The organism is Pseudomonas sp. B21-053 (genome assembly GCF_026016365.1).
Classification (GTDB): domain Bacteria; phylum Pseudomonadota; class Gammaproteobacteria; order Pseudomonadales; family Pseudomonadaceae; genus Aquipseudomonas; species Aquipseudomonas nunensis.
This window is the reverse complement of sequence record NZ_CP087205.1, coordinates 6,474,231-6,490,660: the sequence shown is the minus strand read 5'-3', so window position 1 is coordinate 6,490,660 and position 16,430 is coordinate 6,474,231. Positions and strand designations below refer to the sequence as shown.

General features: G+C 59.3%; 15 protein-coding genes. 5 read left to right on the top strand and 10 right to left on the bottom strand.

Going from position 1 to position 16,430, the window contains the following annotated elements; all coding sequences use genetic code 11:
* Window positions 1-212: 212 nt before the first annotated feature.
* Window positions 213-1,991 (top strand): acyl-CoA dehydrogenase C-terminal domain-containing protein, encoded by a 1,779-nt coding sequence (locus LOY68_RS29190; protein ID WP_054616842.1) that lies wholly within the window; start codon window positions 213-215, stop codon window positions 1,989-1,991.
* Between the two features lie 227 nt (window positions 1,992-2,218).
* Here the strand turns inward: LOY68_RS29190 and LOY68_RS29185 are convergent, their stop codons facing one another.
* The gene (locus tag LOY68_RS29185; RefSeq protein WP_163911235.1) at window positions 2,219-3,139 is read right to left on the bottom strand and encodes a LysR family transcriptional regulator; all 921 of its coding nucleotides are present in this window, start codon (window positions 3,137-3,139) and stop codon (window positions 2,219-2,221) included.
* Window positions 3,140-3,308: 169 nt separating this feature from the next.
* Here LOY68_RS29185 and LOY68_RS29180 point away from each other — a divergent pair, with 169 nt between their 5' ends.
* The 4 genes from LOY68_RS29180 (at window position 3,309) to LOY68_RS29165 (ending at window position 5,756) form a co-directional block, all read left to right on the top strand.
* Window positions 3,309-4,592, top strand: a complete 1,284-nt coding sequence (locus LOY68_RS29180) for an aspartate aminotransferase family protein (RefSeq protein ID WP_265041285.1) — start codon at window positions 3,309-3,311, stop codon at window positions 4,590-4,592.
* A gap of 252 nt (window positions 4,593-4,844) precedes the next feature.
* Window positions 4,845-5,201, top strand: coding sequence for a type II toxin-antitoxin system RelE/ParE family toxin (locus LOY68_RS29175; RefSeq protein ID WP_163914788.1), 357 nt, complete (start codon window positions 4,845-4,847; stop codon window positions 5,199-5,201).
* The gene (locus LOY68_RS29170) at window positions 5,194-5,514 is read left to right on the top strand and encodes a helix-turn-helix domain-containing protein (RefSeq protein WP_163911240.1); all 321 of its coding nucleotides are present in this window, start codon (window positions 5,194-5,196) and stop codon (window positions 5,512-5,514) included. The genes LOY68_RS29175 and LOY68_RS29170 overlap by 8 nt, the downstream gene beginning before the upstream one ends.
* A gap of 83 nt (window positions 5,515-5,597) precedes the next feature.
* Window positions 5,598-5,756 (top strand): YqaE/Pmp3 family membrane protein, encoded by a 159-nt coding sequence (locus LOY68_RS29165; protein WP_007904205.1) that lies wholly within the window; start codon window positions 5,598-5,600, stop codon window positions 5,754-5,756.
* 134 nt (window positions 5,757-5,890) lie between these two features.
* Here LOY68_RS29165 and LOY68_RS29160 read toward each other — a convergent pair whose 3' ends face one another.
* The 9 genes from LOY68_RS29160 to LOY68_RS29120 all read right to left on the bottom strand — a co-directional run bounded on the left by LOY68_RS29160 (window position 5,891) and on the right by LOY68_RS29120 (window position 16,171).
* On the bottom strand, window positions 5,891-7,717 hold the full coding sequence (locus LOY68_RS29160) for a S9 family peptidase (protein WP_265041276.1): 1,827 nt from the start codon (window positions 7,715-7,717) through the stop codon (window positions 5,891-5,893).
* A complete protein-coding gene (gene pqqE / locus LOY68_RS29155; RefSeq protein ID WP_161807687.1) occupies window positions 7,683-8,825 on the bottom strand; it encodes a pyrroloquinoline quinone biosynthesis protein PqqE in 1,143 nt (380 codons plus the stop codon). The genes LOY68_RS29160 and pqqE overlap by 35 nt, the downstream gene beginning before the upstream one ends.
* 4 nt (window positions 8,826-8,829) lie before the next feature.
* Window positions 8,830-9,105, bottom strand: a complete 276-nt coding sequence (pqqD, locus tag LOY68_RS29150) for a pyrroloquinoline quinone biosynthesis peptide chaperone PqqD (RefSeq protein WP_054044161.1) — start codon at window positions 9,103-9,105, stop codon at window positions 8,830-8,832.
* The gene (gene pqqC, locus LOY68_RS29145; protein WP_265041275.1) at window positions 9,102-9,854 is read right to left on the bottom strand and encodes a pyrroloquinoline-quinone synthase PqqC; all 753 of its coding nucleotides are present in this window, start codon (window positions 9,852-9,854) and stop codon (window positions 9,102-9,104) included. Before pqqC ends, pqqD begins: the two co-directional genes overlap by 4 nt.
* 129 nt (window positions 9,855-9,983) lie before the next feature.
* Entirely contained in the window at window positions 9,984-10,895 is a 912-nt protein-coding gene (gene pqqB, locus LOY68_RS29140) for a pyrroloquinoline quinone biosynthesis protein PqqB (protein ID WP_054044159.1), read from the bottom strand.
* A 73-nt stretch (window positions 10,896-10,968) separates the two neighbouring features.
* A complete protein-coding gene (pqqA, locus tag LOY68_RS29135) occupies window positions 10,969-11,043 on the bottom strand; it encodes a pyrroloquinoline quinone precursor peptide PqqA (protein WP_009045898.1) in 75 nt (24 codons plus the stop codon).
* Window positions 11,044-11,200: 157 nt separating this feature from the next.
* Window positions 11,201-13,633: a pyrroloquinoline quinone biosynthesis protein PqqF gene (pqqF, locus tag LOY68_RS29130; protein WP_265041274.1), complete on the bottom strand. Its 2,433-nt coding sequence runs from the start codon at window positions 13,631-13,633 to the stop codon at window positions 11,201-11,203.
* Between the two features lie 48 nt (window positions 13,634-13,681).
* Window positions 13,682-14,476, bottom strand: coding sequence for a carbon-nitrogen hydrolase family protein (locus LOY68_RS29125; RefSeq protein ID WP_265041273.1), 795 nt, complete (start codon window positions 14,474-14,476; stop codon window positions 13,682-13,684).
* Between the two features lie 12 nt (window positions 14,477-14,488).
* On the bottom strand, window positions 14,489-16,171 hold the full coding sequence (locus LOY68_RS29120) for a flavin monoamine oxidase family protein (protein WP_265041272.1): 1,683 nt from the start codon (window positions 16,169-16,171) through the stop codon (window positions 14,489-14,491).
* Window positions 16,172-16,430 lie beyond the last annotated feature (259 nt).

Genomic DNA, 16,430 nt, shown 5'->3' with positions numbered 1-16,430 from the left:
TCTGGTGTTGTTCGCGTAGTGCGTACGCCGATGACCTGTAGGAGCGAGGCTTGCCCTTGAATGCGTTTCGGCAGACACAAGATCGTAATGACTAAACATTACAAATCAGTCATGAGCTGACCCTATGTGTCGTAAAAGTTGTTGGGTTACACTCGAACCCAACGAAAACACCATTCCCACGAATCACCCGTTTAGATCCTGCGAGGTTTGCCATGGCTGACTACAAAGCGCCCCTGCGCGATATGCGCTTCGTCCTCAATGAAGTTTTCGAGGTCGCCAAACTCTGGGCCGAGTTGCCGGCGCTGGCGGATACCGTCGATGCCGAAACCGTCGAAGCCATTCTTGAAGAGGCCGGCAAGGTCACCAGCAAAAGCATTGCGCCCCTGAGCCGTGCGGCTGACGAAGAAGGTTGCCATTGGGCGGACGGTGCCGTCACCACGCCGGCAGGTTTCCCACAGGCTTATCAGACTTATGCTGAAGGTGGTTGGGTCGGCGTCGGTGGCGATCCGGCCTACGGCGGCATGGGTATGCCCAAGGCGGTTTCGGCCCAGGTCGAAGAAATGGTCAACTCCGCCAGCCTGTCGTTTGGCCTGTACCCAATGCTGACCGCCGGTGCCTGCCTGTCGATCAATGCCCACGCGAGCGACGAGCTGAAAGCCGCGTACCTGCCGAACATGTACGCCGGCGTCTGGGCCGGCTCCATGTGCCTGACCGAGCCCCACGCCGGTACCGACCTGGGGATCATCCGCACCAAGGCCGAACCTCAGGCCGACGGTTCCTACAAAGTCAGCGGCACCAAGATCTTCATCACCGGCGGTGAACACGACCTGACCGAGAACATCATTCACCTGGTATTGGCAAAACTGCCGGACGCGCCGGCGGGGCCGAAAGGCATTTCGCTGTTCCTGGTGCCGAAGTTCATGGTCAATGCCGATGGCAGCCTGGGCGCGCGCAACCCGGCGAACTGCGGTTCGATCGAACACAAAATGGGCATCCAGGCGTCCGCAACCTGCGTGATGAACTTCGACGAAGCGGTAGGTTACCTGGTCGGCGAGCCGAACAAAGGCCTGGCGGCGATGTTCACCATGATGAACTACGAGCGTCTGGGTGTCGGTATCCAGGGTCTGGCCACTGGCGAGCGCTCGTACCAGAACGCCGTCGAATATGCGCGTGATCGTTTGCAAAGTCGTTCGCCCACTGGCGCGCAAAACAAAGACAAAGTCGCTGACCCGATCATCGTCCACCCGGACGTGCGTCGCATGTTGCTGACCATGAAAGCTTCGAACGAAGGCGGCCGTGCCTTCTCGACGTACGTGGCGATGCAACTGGACACCGCCAAGTTCAGCGAAGACGCGACCACCCGCAAGCGTGCGGAAGATTTGGTTGCGCTGTTGACGCCAGTGGCCAAGGCATTCCTGACCGACCTGGGTCTGGAAACCACCGTCCACGGTCAGCAAGTGTTCGGCGGCCACGGTTACATTCGTGAGTGGGGCCAGGAACAACTGGTGCGTGACGTGCGCATCACCCAGATCTACGAAGGCACCAACGGCATTCAGGCGCTGGACCTTGTAGGACGCAAGATCGTCGGCAGCGGCGGGGCGTTCTACAACCTGTTCGCCGACGAGATTCGTCACTTCACGGCAACGGCCAGTGCTGACCTGGCGGAATTCACCAAGCCATTGAACGACGCGGTGACCACCCTCGATGAGCTGACTTCGTGGTTGCTGGACCGGGCGAAAAACAACCCGAATGAAATCGGCGCGGCATCGGTCGAGTATCTGCAAGTATTTGGATACGTTTCCTACGCCTACATGTGGGCATTGATGGCCAAGGCAGCCTTTGGCAAAGAAGCGCAGGACGATTTCTACGCGAGCAAACTCGGTACGGCGCGGTTCTATTTCGCCCGTCTGCTGCCGCGTATTCACTCGTTGAGCGCGTCGGTGAAGGCCGGTAGTGAGTCTCTGTTCCTGCTAGACGCATCACAGTTCTGACCCTTCAGCGTTATGTAAGCATTCTCTTACATGACGTACTGCTGTTTTCCCATATGCGCGGATTGGATCCAGAGCTAATCTACTTCACATGGACGTCGCGCAGGAAGCGCAAAGCAACAACACGGACACGTAGGATTCTGCCAGGACGGCGGAGTGAAATGGATGTCAGGGAAACAGTCTGCAAAGCCCCGCTTCGGCGGGGTTTTCTTTTGCCCGCAGAAAAGTGCTCAAGTTATTGCTACCGGGCCTTTCAAACGGTCATCGGGTCCATTCAGCACTTCTTCCAGCAATGTCTGCAACAAGGCCAGCGAGGCCTGTTGCCGTTGCACATCTCGACACACCAACCCGACTTTCAGCGGCACGCGCGGCTCGGTCAGCGGTTTCCACAGCAGTTCGTGGTTACCATGCGCCTGTTGCGAGCGCCCCGGCAGGACCGTAGCCAATCGGGTGTGAGGCAGACTGTCGAGAATCCCCGCCATGTTATTCAGTTCGGCCTGCACCTGCGGGCGTCGGCCCAGGCTGGCCAATTGAGCTTGCCAGATCTGTCGCAGTTGAAACTCTTCGCCCAACAGGAGCATCGGCAATTCAGCGGCCTGACTCATGGAGACTTTCTTGAATTCGCGCAGCGGATGATCCGCCGGGATGACAAGAGTCAGTTCATCTTCGTACAGCATCACGCCATGCAGCCCCGGCTGACGGGGTGGCAGGTAGCTGATGCCGATGTCCAGAGAACCGTTGAGCAAGCGTCGCTCAATCTCCATACCCGTCAACTCATAGATCTGCACCACCAGATGCGGCTGCGCCTTGCGCACCCGTTCGAGCATCTGCGGCACCAGGCTGGTGTGAACCGTCTGCAACACGCCAATGGCCAAGGTGCGCAGTGCCTGCCCCTTGAAGTTGCCCAACGCTTCTCGCGCCCGTTGCAATCCGTCGAGCAGGGGAAGTGCGTGGTTGTACAACGTGTGCGCCGCCAGGGTCGGCAGCAGGCGTTTGCTGCTGCGTTCGAACAGGCTCACCTCGAGGTTCTGTTCGAGGTGGCGGATCTGCTGCGACAACGCCGGTTGGGAGATCGAAAGTCGCTCGGCGGCCCGGCCCACATGGCCTTCTTCGTAGACCGCGACGAAATAACGCAGTTGCTTGAAATCCATAAGTAATACTTATCGAAAATGCTGTGAAATCGAAATGGCTCAGCGCCGTGCCTGAGCCTAGTCTAACCGCATTCACAAGGCTTACAGGGCCGGAAAGCGCGATGAATACCGATTACCGTGTTGGTGTTTACATAGGAAAGACAAAAAATCTCAAACGAGGTTTTCTGTGATGAATCTGTTCAGTTTGCGGCGTAATCCACCCAGTCTTGACGACTTGGTGGTGGACGTTTCATTGCCTGCGCGCAATGACAATCTTTCCTGCGAGTGCCTGATGCCCAGTGTCGAGCGGCCCCAGCAGATTTTTGTCCGAGGCCAGGGTTCGTGGTTGTGGGACAGCGATGACCGCGCTTATCTGGATTTTTCACAGGGTGGCGGGGCCAATAGCCTGGGGCACAGTCCGTCGGTGCTGGTCGACGCGATCTCGGATCAGGCCCGGGCACTGATCAACCCTGGTTTCGGCTTGCATAACCGTGGCTTGCTCAACCTCGCTGAACGTCTTTGCGCCAGTACCGGCAGCGACCAGGCGTACCTGCTCAATAGTGGCAGTGAAGCCTGCGACACGGCGATCAAACTGGCTCGCAAATGGGGCCAACTGCATCGCGGCGGGGCTTCGCGGATCATCGTGGCCAACAAGGGTTGTCATGGACGTAGTCTCGGGACGATCTCGGCGTCGGACAGTTCGACGCTGATCAACCGATTCGAACCGCAGCTGCCGGGCTTCAGCCATGTCCCGTTCAATGACCTTCCCGCGTTGCACGCGGCTGTGGATGCCCAAACCGTCGCCATCATGCTCGAGCCGATCCAGAGCGAAGCCGGGGTGATCCCGGCCGACGAGCACTACCTCAAGGGTGTCGAGCGCTTGTGTCGCGAGCTGGGCATCCTGCTGATCCTCGACGAAGTCCAAACCGGGATCGGTCGCTGCGGCAGCTTGCTCGCGGAGCAATCCTACGGCGTGCGCGCCGATATCGTCGTCCTCGGCAAAGGCCTGGGCGGTGGCGTGCCGCTGGCTGCGTTGCTGGCCCGGGGCAAAGCCTGCTGTTTCGACACCGGCGAAATGACTGGCACCCATCACGGCAATGCACTGATGACCGCTGCTGGCCTGGCCGTTCTCGATAGCGTGCAGGACAAAGGCTTTCTCGAGCATGTACAGCAAACCGGTCAGTACCTTGGCGAAGGCCTCGGGTGCCTGGCCCATCGCTACGATCACGGCGAACTGCGCGGACAAGGGCTGCTCTGGGGGCTGACGTTGTCGGAAGATTCAGCAGAAGCGGTAGTCAAAGCCGCATTCCACGAAGGCTTGCTGCTCAACGCCCCGCAACCCGACTGCCTGCGCTTCACCCCAACCCTCACCGTCAGCAAAGCCAACATCGACGAAATGCTCCTGCGCCTCGCCCGAGCGTTTTCCCGTGTACGCACCGCGCAACTGCAATGCCGCAAAGGGATTGCCGTCTGATCAGATCCGTCCTACACGAATCCCCGAACCGTCTCGCGGTAATAACGCATCGCCCCATGCCTGACTCTTTTGGCGTGGGGCGTTTTTTGTCTCTGCGTTTTGCCAGAGGGCATTTGGTGCTTGAGAGATGGCTGGATTGATGGCTTTTTAGACGGCGTCGGCAGGGAGTGCCGGTGCCAGCGATACAAATTTGTTGGAGAGCTGGTTTTGAAATCTGTACCACTGGGTGGTATGTTTTTGGAAGGGATGCCGATGTTGCTGAGGTTATTCAAAGCGAAGGGTTTTGCAATACAGGCTGGCAAGGCCTGGATCAGTGATGACGAGCTAAGGGACGCCTTTGTGGAGATGCTCAATGGCCAGGCTGTGAATCTCGGTGGTGGGGTGTGGAAGAAACGTTTGAATGCCAATCGACATCGGTCGCTTGTCCTGGCAAAAGGCGGTCGGTATTGGGTTTATCAGGTGCTGTTTGCCAAACAGGATCGAAGCAATATCAGTTCGGCGGAGCTTAGTGAGTTGCGCATCCTGGCGAAGACCTACGCGGAACTTACCGACGTGCAAGTTCAGGGTTTGCTGGATACGAAAGAATTTGTGGAGATACCTCATGAGTAAAAAATACAAAAGTGAAATTTTCGAATCAATACACGAATCAGCCAGTGCCTTATTCGCCATCGGTGCAATCAGCAAGGCCACAATGCGCGAATTCGATGAGTCCTGCCTGGCAAAAGTGCCCGACGCAATCCCGGCGGAACAGATCAAGGCGCTTCGCGAAAGCAATAACGTCAGCCAGCCGGTATTTGCGCGTTATCTGAACACCAGCGCCTCGACGGTCAAGCAATGGGAAGCGGGGGATAAGCACCCGAGCGGTATGGCTCTGAAGTTGTTGAGCATCGTTCAGAAATACGGTCTTGAGATACTGGCCTGAAGAACTGCACTGAACCCTGACGAACGGCACAGGTCGATTGGTTGTGTGGCTCGTGCGAGCCATCATCAATCAGGAGCTGACCCATGGACTTTATTCGAATCATCATTGCCATTCTATTGCCGCCCCTGGGTGTGTTTCTGCAAGTCGGTTTCGCCGGGGCGTTCTGGCTGAATATTCTGCTGACGTTGTGCGGTTATATTCCGGGGATCGTGCATGCGGTGTATATCATTGCCAAGCGCTGAGATTCGCGGCGACAGGTAATCGCTTTCGCGGGCAAGCCTCGCTCCTACAAGGGAATTGCGTCCACCGCAGATCCAATGTGGGAGCGAGCCTGCTCGCGAAGGGCGCACCGCTATTCATGCACCGAACTCTGTCTTCAATCCGCCAATTCCATCACCCGCCGATAAAACAACCACTCCTGCTCCAGCGCATGCGCCTGGTTACTCGCCTTGCGAAACCCATGACGCTCGTCCGCATAATAATGGGCCTCAACCAGAATGCCGTTGTCCTCCAGCGCCGTAACCATGTCGCGGGTTTGCTGCGGCACCACTACTGCGTCCAGCTCGCCTTGAAAGAAGATCACCGGCACCGAGATGTTGCTCGCGTGCAATAGCGGAGTGCGTGCCGCATAGCGTTCGGCATCCGACTCCGGATCGCCGATCAACCAGTCCAGATAGTCGCCTTCGAATTTGTGCGTGGCCCTGGCCAGTGCAACCGGATCACTGACGCCATACAGGCTGGCCCCGGCGCGGAAGACCTTGTGAAAGGCCAGTGCGCAAAGCGTCGTGTAACCGCCAGCACTGCCGCCACGAATGAAGGCTTTGTCGCCATCGATCAGGCCACGTTCGGCGAGGTACGTGACCACCGCGCAGGCGTCCTCCACATCCACGTCGCCCCAGCTCAAGTGCAGCGCCTGGCGATAATCCCGGCCGTAGCCGCTGCTGCCGCGATAGTTGAGGTCGGCCACGGCGAAGCCCCGTTGCGCCCAATACTGGATGCGCGGGTCGAGCATCGGGTAACAGGCCGAGGTCGGGCCCCCGTGGATGAACACCACCAGCGGCGGTTTCGCCACACCGGTCATCGCTGGGTAAAAGAAGCCGTGGGCCTCGCCCGAACCACTGGGGTAGCGCAGGGTTTGCGGGCGGCTGATTTGTTCGGCGGGCAGCGGTGCGATACCACCGGCCAGAACCTTGACCTGCCGCGAATTGCGGTCGATGGCAATCACCGCCGAGGAACTGATAGGCGAGCCTGCGATGCAGTAAATAGACTGGTCATCCAGCGCGAGACTTCGGAAACGGCTGTAGTCCCCAGTGAAGTCCTCAGGTGTGTCGCCGCAAAGACCCAGTCGGCCAAAACCACCTTCGGTCCAGCTCGCCAGATAACGATCGTCGCCAAGTGGCAACCAGGTACTACCACCGAGTTGCCATGGCGCAGGACCGTGATCGGCCGCAGCGCTGGCCAGTGGGCTCAGTCCCTCGGCGGATTCCACCCACGGTTGCCAAAAGCCGCCGCGATCCGTCAGGCAATACAGGCGACCACGTTCATCGAAACGAGGTTGTTGCAGCGATTCTTGAACCCCTTCGCCCGCCACGCAGCGAGGCTTGCCGAAACTGCCCGAGACTTGGCGTTCGGCAACCATCAAACGGGTCGCGGTCCACGGCTGATCCGGCCGGCTCCACTCGATCCAGGCCAGGCGTTGGGCATCCGGACTGAGCGTTGGTGCCGCGTAAAAATCCGCACCTTCCGCCAGCAAATGCTTAGTGCCGTCCACCAAGTCAATGGCCACCAATCGATGCTGGTCATGGTTTTCTTCAACCGCCAGCACCTGGCCATTCGCAAACTGCAGATCACCGTAACGGCAGTCACTCGACGTCAACACTTCAGGCGTCTCGCCTTTCAGCGATTGTCGATACAGCTGCTGGTCCGCCTCGTTGACGAAAACGATCCCGTCATCCGTCAGACAAAACGCTCCGCCACCATATTCGTACACGCGGCTGCGCGCACTGAATCCCGGTGGTGTCAGGCACGTGGCCTGACCATCGCGCCAGTGCCAGATCCGGCAAGCGGCGTCCTCGGGACGGTATTCGTTCCAGAACAGGCCATGACGACCGACCAGCAGCTCGGCAAAGTCGATGCCGGCCGCGACGGCCTTGATGGCGCTGAAGGGTTCAGCTTTTGGCGATGAGGCGTGAGTTTCGTTCATTGCGAAAGGCCAATTGTTCGATGGTTTGGGTCGCGTGCTCGGCTTCTTCGCGGGCCTTGAGGATCACGCCGTGATGTTCCGATTTGCTGCACACCGGGTCGGCATTGCTGGCGTCGCCGGTGAGCATGAACGCCTGGCAGCGACAGCCACCGAAGTCCTTCTCTTTTTCATCGCAAGAGCGGCACGGCTCGGGCATCCAGTCGTAACCGCGAAAGCGGTTGAAGCCGAACGAGTCGTACCAGATGTGCTGCATGCTGTGGTCGCGCACATTGGGAAACTGTACCGGCATCTGTCGGGCGCCGTGACAGGGCAGGGCCGTTCCGTCCGGCGTGACTGTCAGAAAAATACTGCCCCAGCCATTCATGCAGGCTTTCGGGCGTTCTTCGTAGTAGTCCGGTGTCACGAAAATCAACTTGCACGGATGCCCTTCGGCTTCCAGTTTGGCGCGGTATTCATTGGTCACACGTTCGGCGTTGACCAGTTGTTCCTTGGTCGGCAACAGGCCGACGCGGTTCAGCTGCGCCCAACCGTAAAACTGGCAAGTCGCGAGCTCGACGAAGTCCGCTTCAAGGGCGATGCACAGCTCAATGATGCGGTCGATCTTGTCGATGTTGTGCCGATGGGTCACGAAGTTCAGCACCATCGGATAACCGTGGGCCTTCACTGCGCGGGCCATTTCCAGCTTCTGGGCGAAGGCTTTTTTCGAGCCGGCCAGCAGGTTATTCACCTGTTCGTCGCTGGCCTGGAAACTGATCTGGATATGGTCCAGGCCGGCCTTCTTGAAATCGCTGATTTTCTGTTCGGTGAGGCCGATGCCGGAGGTGATCAGGTTGGTGTAGAAACCCAACTTGCGCGCCTCTGCAATCAGCTCGGCGAGGTCCTGGCGCACCAGCGGTTCACCGCCGGAGAAGCCCAACTGCGCCGCGCCCATCTCCCGCGCTTCGCGAAACACCTTGATCCACTGCTCGGTGCTGAGTTCTTTGCCCTGCTCGGCGAAATCCAGCGGATTGGAGCAGTAAGGGCATTGCAGCGGGCAGCGATAGGTCAGCTCGGCCAGCAGCCACAGCGGCAGGCCGATTTCCGGTTTTGGCGGTAACTTGTCCGACACGGAATCAGGCAAGTTCGATCCAGTGCTGAGCACGGGCGACCTCCATGAATTGCTCGATGTCTTCAGCGAGCTCGGGCACGCCGGGGAACTGCGCGTCGAGTGCGGCGATGATTGCCGTGACATCCCGCTCGCCATCGATCAAACCGCCGATCAGCGCGGCGCTTTCATTGAGTTTGATCATGCCTTCCGGGTACAGCAGCACGTGGCCTTTTTGCGCCGGTTCGTACTGGAAGCGGTAGCCGGTACGCCAGGTTGGGGTCTTGCTGCGATCAAAACTCATAAGGTGATTCCTTTATGCCAGACCCGCTGGTCGGTCACGCTGTGATACGGCGGGCGATTCAGCTCGTAGGCCATGCTCATGGCATCGAGCATGCTCCAAAGGATGTCCAGTTTGAACTGGAGAATTTCCAGCATGCGCTCCTGGCCTTCCCGCGTCGTGTAGTGCTGCAAGGTGATCGCCAGACCGTGCTCGACATCGCGACGGGCCTGACCCAGACGCGTGCGGAAATACTCGTAGCCGGCCGGGTCGATCCACGGGTAATGCTGCGGCCAGCTGTCGAGGCGCGATTGGTGGATCTGCGGCGCGAACAGTTCGGTCAGCGAGCTGCTGGCGGCTTCCTGCCAACTGGCCCGACGGGCGAAATTGACGTAGGCGTCCACGGCGAAACGCACGCCGGGCAGCACCAGTTCCTGGGAGCGCAGTTGATCCGGGTCGAGGCCGACGGCTTGGCCCAGGCGCAACCAGGCTTCGATGCCGCCGTCTTCGCCAGGGGCGCCGTCATGGTCCAGCAAACGCTGAATCCACTCGCGACGGATCTCGCGGTCCGGGCAGTTGGCGAGGATCGCGGCGTCTTTCAGGGGGATGTTCACCTGATAGTAGAAGCGATTGGCGACCCAGCCCTGGATCTGCTCGCGGGTCGCCCGACCTTCGTACATCGCCACGTGGTACGGGTGGTAGATGTGGTAATAGGCGCCCTTGGCGCGCAGGGCGGCTTCGAACTCGGTGGGGGACATTGCGGTGTCAGTCATTTCGGTTCTCCGGGTACGACCGGTTAATTCGTTGGTGTCTGATCTGAAGCCTTCGCGGGCAAGCCTCGCTCCTACAAGGGATAGCGCTGTCCTTGTAGGAGCGAGGCTTGCCCGCGAAGAGGCCATTAGCTACAACACAATACCCATGCCGTCATACGCCACCTCAACATTGCGCCGAACCAGCTCCGCCCGCTCCGGCGAATTCTCATCGAGAATCGGGTTGGTGTTGTTGATGTGGATAAGTACTTTGCGCTGCTCGGGCAATTGTTCCAGCACTTCCAGCATGCCGCCGGGGCCGTTCTGCGCCAGATGGCCCATCTCGCGACCGGTACGGGTGCCGACGCCACGGCGCTGCATTTCATCGTCATCCCACATCGTGCCGTCCACTAGCAGGCAATCACTGCTGGCCATGATCTCCAGCAACGGTGCGTCGACTTTGCCCAGGCCCGGTGCGTAAAACAGTTTACCGCCGGTGCTCAGGTCTTCGACGATCAGGCCGATGTTGTCGCCGGGGTGCGGGTCGAAGCGGTGCGGCGAATAGGGCGGCGCAGCACTGCGCAGCGGCAGCGGGGTGAAACGCAGGTTCGGGCAGGCCGGGATGCTGAAACTCTGGTCGAGTTCGATGCGGTTCCAGTTCAGCCCGCCGTTCCAGTGGGTCAGCATGGTGAACAGCGGAAAACCGGTGCTCAGGTCTTCGTGGACCATGTCGGTACACCAGACTTGATGCGGGCAACCTTCACGCAGGCTGAGCAGACCGGTGGTGTGGTCGATCTGGCTGTCCATCAGGATGATCGCGCTGATGCCGGTGTCACGCAGGGCGCGGCCCGGTTGCATCGGGGTGAAGCTCTGGAGTTGGGCGCGGATGTCCGGTGAAGCGTTGCACAGCACCCAGTTCACGCCATCATCGGAAATCGCGATGGACGACTGGGTACGCGCCTTGGCATTCAGGCTGCCGTCGCGAAAGCCTGCGCAGTTCACGCAGTTGCAATTCCACTGCGGGAAACCACCGCCGGCGGCGGAACCTAGAATCTGGACAAACATGGCCGCTCCATCATTTTGAACGCTAAAAATAAAAACGCCCCGGCAGACCGAGGCGCTGTACGACAAGACAAACTTAGCGGCTTGCGAAGTACATGGTGACTTCAAAGCCGATACGCAGGTCGGTGTAAGCAGGTTTGGACCAGGACATAAGAGTGCTCCTTTCAGGTGGATGGGACAGTTGAGACCTATACATATAGTCCACCTCCAGCCGGAGATGTTCAGATAGTTAGGTGGCTATGTTACTCAAAATTACAGAGCCGTTGCCCGTGAAACTTTGAGAAAGCTAATTGCAGCCTCGGTAATGATCATTTTGCCCCTTGCCAAGGCGCACCCGGACAAGCGTCGCTGGCCAGGCAGCGCCAGCCACCTTCGGCGTTGTTCAGCCGTTGCGCGGCGGCGAGCAGTGCTTGGCGGTCGATCTTTAAAATTGCTTCAGGAAGTTGCGTCAGGTAATCCGACGAGTGGCCAGCGAGCTTGGCCTGCCAGAGCAGTTCGGCGGCCTGGAGGTTGGGCAGGGCCTGGCTGTCGAATTGATCAGCAAGGGCTTGGCGCTGTGCGAGGTACGTCGCGTCGTCGATGTGTTGAATCAGATCGTCCAGTTCGTTCAGGAAGTGCTGGATGTGTTCCAGCAGATCCGCGGCGGCAACGCTCGGGGATTGCACGCCAAACAGCAAACCTGTCTGGCCGTTGAACTGGCGTAGTCCGCTGAACACCGCATAACCCAGTTGTCGCTCGACCCGCAGGCGCTGGTAGAACGATGTCTGGATTAAATGAGCGAGCAGACGCCACTCAGCCTCGTCGGAGATTTCCTGGGTGGCGGTCGGACAGAACAGCAGCAGCGCGTGTTCGCTGGAGCCGGTGTCGACGGTGTTCCACACATGCTGTGAGTTGATTGAGGGCGGCGGTGTCAGTTGATTGTCCGCAACACCGGGGATACGACTCAGCGCTACACCCATGGCCGCTTGAGTCTGGGCGGACAGGCCGATGGCCAGGCCATCCCAACGGGCATTCGACCAGAGTTGTGGCAGGTCGGCTGAAACAGCGGAGTTTTCAAGGCAACGCTCAGGCAGCACTTTGAGTAACTGCCGAATCGGCATCAATGCCGGGCTTGTCGATTCTGTTTGTGGGAAATCAGCATCAAGTTTTGTCAGAGCTGTCAGCGCGTGTTCGAGAACGGTCGGCATTGGCTCTTGCAGACCGGTCATCTTCAGCAGCCATTCATTGCCCGCTGCGCTGAAGGAAAAATCCACGCCGGCCTGACGAGCATCTTCGCGCAATGGCTGGAGGTGGTTTTCCAGGCTCGATTGCAGCCGGCTATCCGGCGCCGAATCCAGGCGCCAGCGCAGGTAAATCGCGCCTTCATCGGTATTGCCCGGCAGCGTGGTGCTGAATTGCATCGACGAGCGTTCACGACGACCGCGAGAGCGATCCTGAGCAAACGTGCGCAGGCCACGGTGGGCGCTGGTCTGGCCACGAATCAATCCGGCATTGGCAGCGGGCGCCTCGGAACGCAAAAACGGGTTGGGCGCCGGCAGTTGCCATTCGCCGCTGAAGTTATCCACAGCGCCGATTTGTTTCAGGATGTCCTTAAGGGCGGCGACACCTTGTTCGGATAACCCGGTTTCAAGTTGTTCAGTGTCTCGTTGGGCTAATTGCAACGCGCCGCTGACTTGCTGTTGGCGTTGCAATAGGGCTGCGTACTCATCGCGTAACCCGCTCCAGTTTTGTTGGGCGGCAAAGAACCCCAGCCAATCCATCAATTGTTCACGAATGGCGGCGGGTGTTGCGTTGGCGAGCAGTTTGAATTCGATGTGCAACAAGGCTTGGCCGGCGAACTGATACAGCGGCGAGGCTTTCAGGCTGCGTGCCAATCCACTGTCTTGCAGCTTGGCCAGCAGACCACCGGGTTTCGCCCCATTCAACCAATGGCACAAGAATGCCAACGCTTCAGGAGACGACTCTGGGAGCGCTTCGAACGTGAACAGCAGATCCAGTCGCGATTCGCTGACCTGTTGATAACTATTGTCGGAAGAATCCGTTAACGCTGTGGGCATTGCCTGAGGGGCTTTTTCAGCTATGGCAATAGTGGCGGAGAACGCCTCTGCCATCGTCCTGAGTTCATCAATGGTTTGCGGGCCCGCCAGGCTCAAGGTCATCTGCCCGGTCTGATAAAACCGCTGATAGAAGTCTTTCAACGCCTGCTGAAACTCAGGTTGCGGCACCGGCAGACTGTCGCGATTGCCTGCATGAAACGCCCGCAACGGGTGCGCCGCGGACAGCCCATTGAATAGCGCCAGTTGCTGTTGCGCTGTCGCATCCTGGGACCAGGCCACAAATTCGGCCTGCAAAACCTCTCGTTCCCGCAATTGATCGTCCAGATTCATACGCGGGTGAGCGAGCATGTCTGATAGACGCTCCAACCCACCGGCCAATGTCTGCGGCGGCAACTCAAAAAAGAAATCCGTGGTGCGCTCGCTGGTGCGTGCATTCACTTGCCCGCCGTGCCCCTGGACGTAGGCCATCAGCCCTTGGCCGGAAGGAAAACGCTCGGTGTCGAGAAACAACAGATGCTCAAGGAAATGCGCGAGGCCGGGCCACGCCAGAGGCACATCATGACTGCCGGCAGCCACCCGCAACGCCGCAGCACTGCGCTTCAAATCGGGGGCATGACGCAGCGTCACCCGCAGGCCGTTGACCAGGGTTTCAGTGTGGGGGCGGGGATGATTCAGCGCAGGCATGAGCACTTCCAGTACAGAGAAGCGCTAATGCTAGCGGATAACAGGGACTCAGCGCTTGTTCAGCGCACCGTAAAGCTCAGGCCTGCGGTCAATCAGGTAGCGATTGGCTGCGCGCGAATTGACCATCAACTGCCGATCCAGCTCGCCGACAATCAACGCTTCATCCAGACCCGCCTGCGCGACGCGGCTGCCATCCGGTGCGGCGATGCTGCTTTGGCCGCAATACTGGATCTCGCCTTCATGGCCGCAGTAGTTGGCGTAGGCCACATAGCACTGGTTTTCGAAGGCGCGAGCGCGGACGGTGACATCGGCGACGAAATCGAAGGGAATCATGTTCGCCGTTGGCACCAGGATCAGTTCGGCGCCGGCCATGGCCAGGCGCCGGGCGTTCTCCGGGAACTCCATGTCGTAGCAGATCAGGAAACCGAGCTTCCAGCCATTGAGCTCAACCAGCGGGAAATCATCCCCGCCTGCGCTGAACATCGAATGATCGAGGTCACCGAACAGGTGCGTCTTGCGGTAGTTGCACAGCCGTTCGCCATTCGCATCGATCAACTGCACCGAGTTGTAGATCTGGCCGTCTTCGGTGCGCTCGGGGTAGCCATACAGAATGGCGATCCCGGCAGTCTTGGCAATGCGCGCAATCTGTTGCGCCGATTCACCGTTATGCACCTCGGCGAGGACGCTGACTGCATCGACGCCGATGTTGTAGCCGGTCAGGAACATCTCCGGCACCACCAGCAAATCGGCGCCTTTGGCTTCCAGCGCCAGTTGATGCAGGCGTTGCAGATTGCCGGCGACGTCCAGGGGCAGCGGTGGACATTGGTAAAGGGCTACGCGCATTTCGGATTCCTCTTACTCGGGCAGGGCGATCGGACCGATCTCGTTGAACACATCTCCTGGACCCGGGTTCTCGGCGTGAGTTTCACCGCCGAAGTGTTTCATGATGCCCCACACCGCGTTGAGCGAGGTCTGCACCGCGCCTTCAACCCACGCTGGCGTCCACGAAACGTCGTCGCCGGCGATGAAAATCCCGCGCTGCTCGGCTGGCATCTCGTCCTGCATGAAATGCGCGTACATGCGCTGGTTGTAGCGATAGTGGCCGGGCAGGGCGCCTTTGAAGGCACCGAGGAAGTGCGGGTCGGCTTCCCAGGACACGGTGATCGGGTCGCCGATGATCCGCGCGGCGATATCGACTTTCGGGTAGATCTTCTTCAACGAATCCAGCGCCAGTTTCACGCGTTTTTCCACCGGGTGCGGCAGCATTTTCAACGCGTCGCTCATCCACGAATACGACAGGCAAATCACCCCCGGCTTGTCGTCGCCGTTGTCGAACAGGTAAGTGCCGCGAGTCAGGCGATCGGTGAGGGTCATGCTCATAAGGTCACGGCCGGTTTCCGGGTCCTTGTCCTTCCAGAACGGGCGGTCGACCATCACGAAGGTTTTCGACGATTGCATGTAGCGGGTGCGGTCGAGGGCCATCCACATCTTTTGCGAGAACAGGGTTTCGTCGCATTCGATCTGGGTGGTCAGCAGCCAACTCTGGCAGGTGGTCAGTACGGCTGCGTATTCGCGGGTGTCGCCGTTGTTGTCGGTGACCGCAAAACGGCCGTCCGCGGCGTGGGCGATTTTTTTGACCCCAGAGCGCGGCGCGCCTCGGTGCAAAGACTTGAGACTGGTGCCTTCGGGCCAGTGCACGCAGCGTTCTGGCACATGGCGCCAGATGCCTTGCGGGACTTGTTCGACCCCGCCGACGACCAGGTGCTGGTGATCGTCGCAGTTGGTCATCACTACCCGGAAAATTTCCAGCATCGAGTTCGGGAAGTCAGAGTCCCAGCCGCCGGTGCCGAAGCCGACCTGACCGAACACTTCGCGGTGATGGAACGAGAGTTTGGCGAAGGCTTCGGAGGTCGCGACGAAGTCGTAGAAGGTGCGGTCGTCCCACAGCGGAACCAGGGTGTTCCACAATTCTTTGAGGCGCGGCACGTCACGGTCACGGATCGCTTGCTGGATATCGGCGAACTGCGAACCGGCTTCCAGTGCATCCGCCCAGGCGTCAGCCACTTCCTGGAACAGTGCAGGAAGATCCGCCAGTTTCTGTGCGTAATGGGTTTTGCCTTCGATGTCGATCACCGTGCTGCCCGACGCGGGCGTCAGCGGGTTCGGAAAAGGCTTGGTCTGCAGGCCGAGCTTGTCGACGTAGTGATAGAACGCGGTAGACGACACCGGGAAGCGCATCCCGCCCAATTCGGCGACGATGCCATCGGTCCCGTTGAACGCCTGCGAGCGCAGACGACCGCCCATCTTCGAGGCTTCGTAGACGACGGGTTTCAGGCCCAGCTTCATCAGCTCGTAGGCCGCCACCAACCCAGCGATGCCTGCGCCGACGATCGCCACTTCGGCACCGTGGTTATGCTCAGGGATGCTGCCCAGGCCGGCCGGGTGTTCGATCCAGTCGTCAAAGGCGAAAGGAAAGTCCGGGCCGAAAATGGTGACTGGTCTCTTACCGTCTGCAGGATGGCGATTGTTCTTGTTCATGGCTGACCTTGCTGGCGACCCGACGCGGGATGCGCGTCTGAGTATAGGAAAAGATGGCAGCCATTCTAGAGAGCGTAGAACACGTTAATAAGACGCAATGTGTCGTCGTTTTGCCAGTTGTCTGATCAATATGACGATCTATCGCTACACATCGCCCATTGTGGGAGCGGGCTTGCTCGCGAATGCGGTGGGTCAGCCAACTGCAATGGTGACTGATGCGCCGCATTCGCGAGCAAGCCCGCTCCCACATGGACAGTGT

Excerpts from the sequence above, each read along its gene's own strand:
- LOY68_RS29190 (WP_054616842.1), top strand. The coding sequence starts at position 213 with ATGGCTGACTACAAAGCGCCCCTGCGCGATATGCGCTTCGTCCTCAAT.
- LOY68_RS29185 (WP_163911235.1), bottom strand. The coding sequence starts at position 3,139 with ATGGATTTCAAGCAACTGCGTTATTTCGTCGCGGTCTACGAAGAAGGC.
- LOY68_RS29180 (WP_265041285.1), top strand. The coding sequence starts at position 3,309 with ATGAATCTGTTCAGTTTGCGGCGTAATCCACCCAGTCTTGACGACTTG.
- LOY68_RS29175 (WP_163914788.1), top strand. The coding sequence starts at position 4,845 with ATGTTGCTGAGGTTATTCAAAGCGAAGGGTTTTGCAATACAGGCTGGC.
- LOY68_RS29170 (WP_163911240.1), top strand. The coding sequence starts at position 5,194 with ATGAGTAAAAAATACAAAAGTGAAATTTTCGAATCAATACACGAATCA.
- LOY68_RS29165 (WP_007904205.1), top strand. The coding sequence starts at position 5,598 with ATGGACTTTATTCGAATCATCATTGCCATTCTATTGCCGCCCCTGGGT.
- LOY68_RS29160 (WP_265041276.1), bottom strand. The coding sequence starts at position 7,717 with ATGAACGAAACTCACGCCTCATCGCCAAAAGCTGAACCCTTCAGCGCC.
- pqqD (WP_054044161.1), bottom strand. The coding sequence starts at position 9,105 with ATGAGTTTTGATCGCAGCAAGACCCCAACCTGGCGTACCGGCTACCGC.
- pqqC (WP_265041275.1), bottom strand. The coding sequence starts at position 9,854 with ATGACTGACACCGCAATGTCCCCCACCGAGTTCGAAGCCGCCCTGCGC.
- pqqB (WP_054044159.1), bottom strand. The coding sequence starts at position 10,895 with ATGTTTGTCCAGATTCTAGGTTCCGCCGCCGGCGGTGGTTTCCCGCAG.
- pqqF (WP_265041274.1), bottom strand. The coding sequence starts at position 13,633 with ATGCCTGCGCTGAATCATCCCCGCCCCCACACTGAAACCCTGGTCAAC.
- LOY68_RS29125 (WP_265041273.1), bottom strand. The coding sequence starts at position 14,476 with ATGCGCGTAGCCCTTTACCAATGTCCACCGCTGCCCCTGGACGTCGCC.
- LOY68_RS29120 (WP_265041272.1), bottom strand. The coding sequence starts at position 16,171 with ATGAACAAGAACAATCGCCATCCTGCAGACGGTAAGAGACCAGTCACC.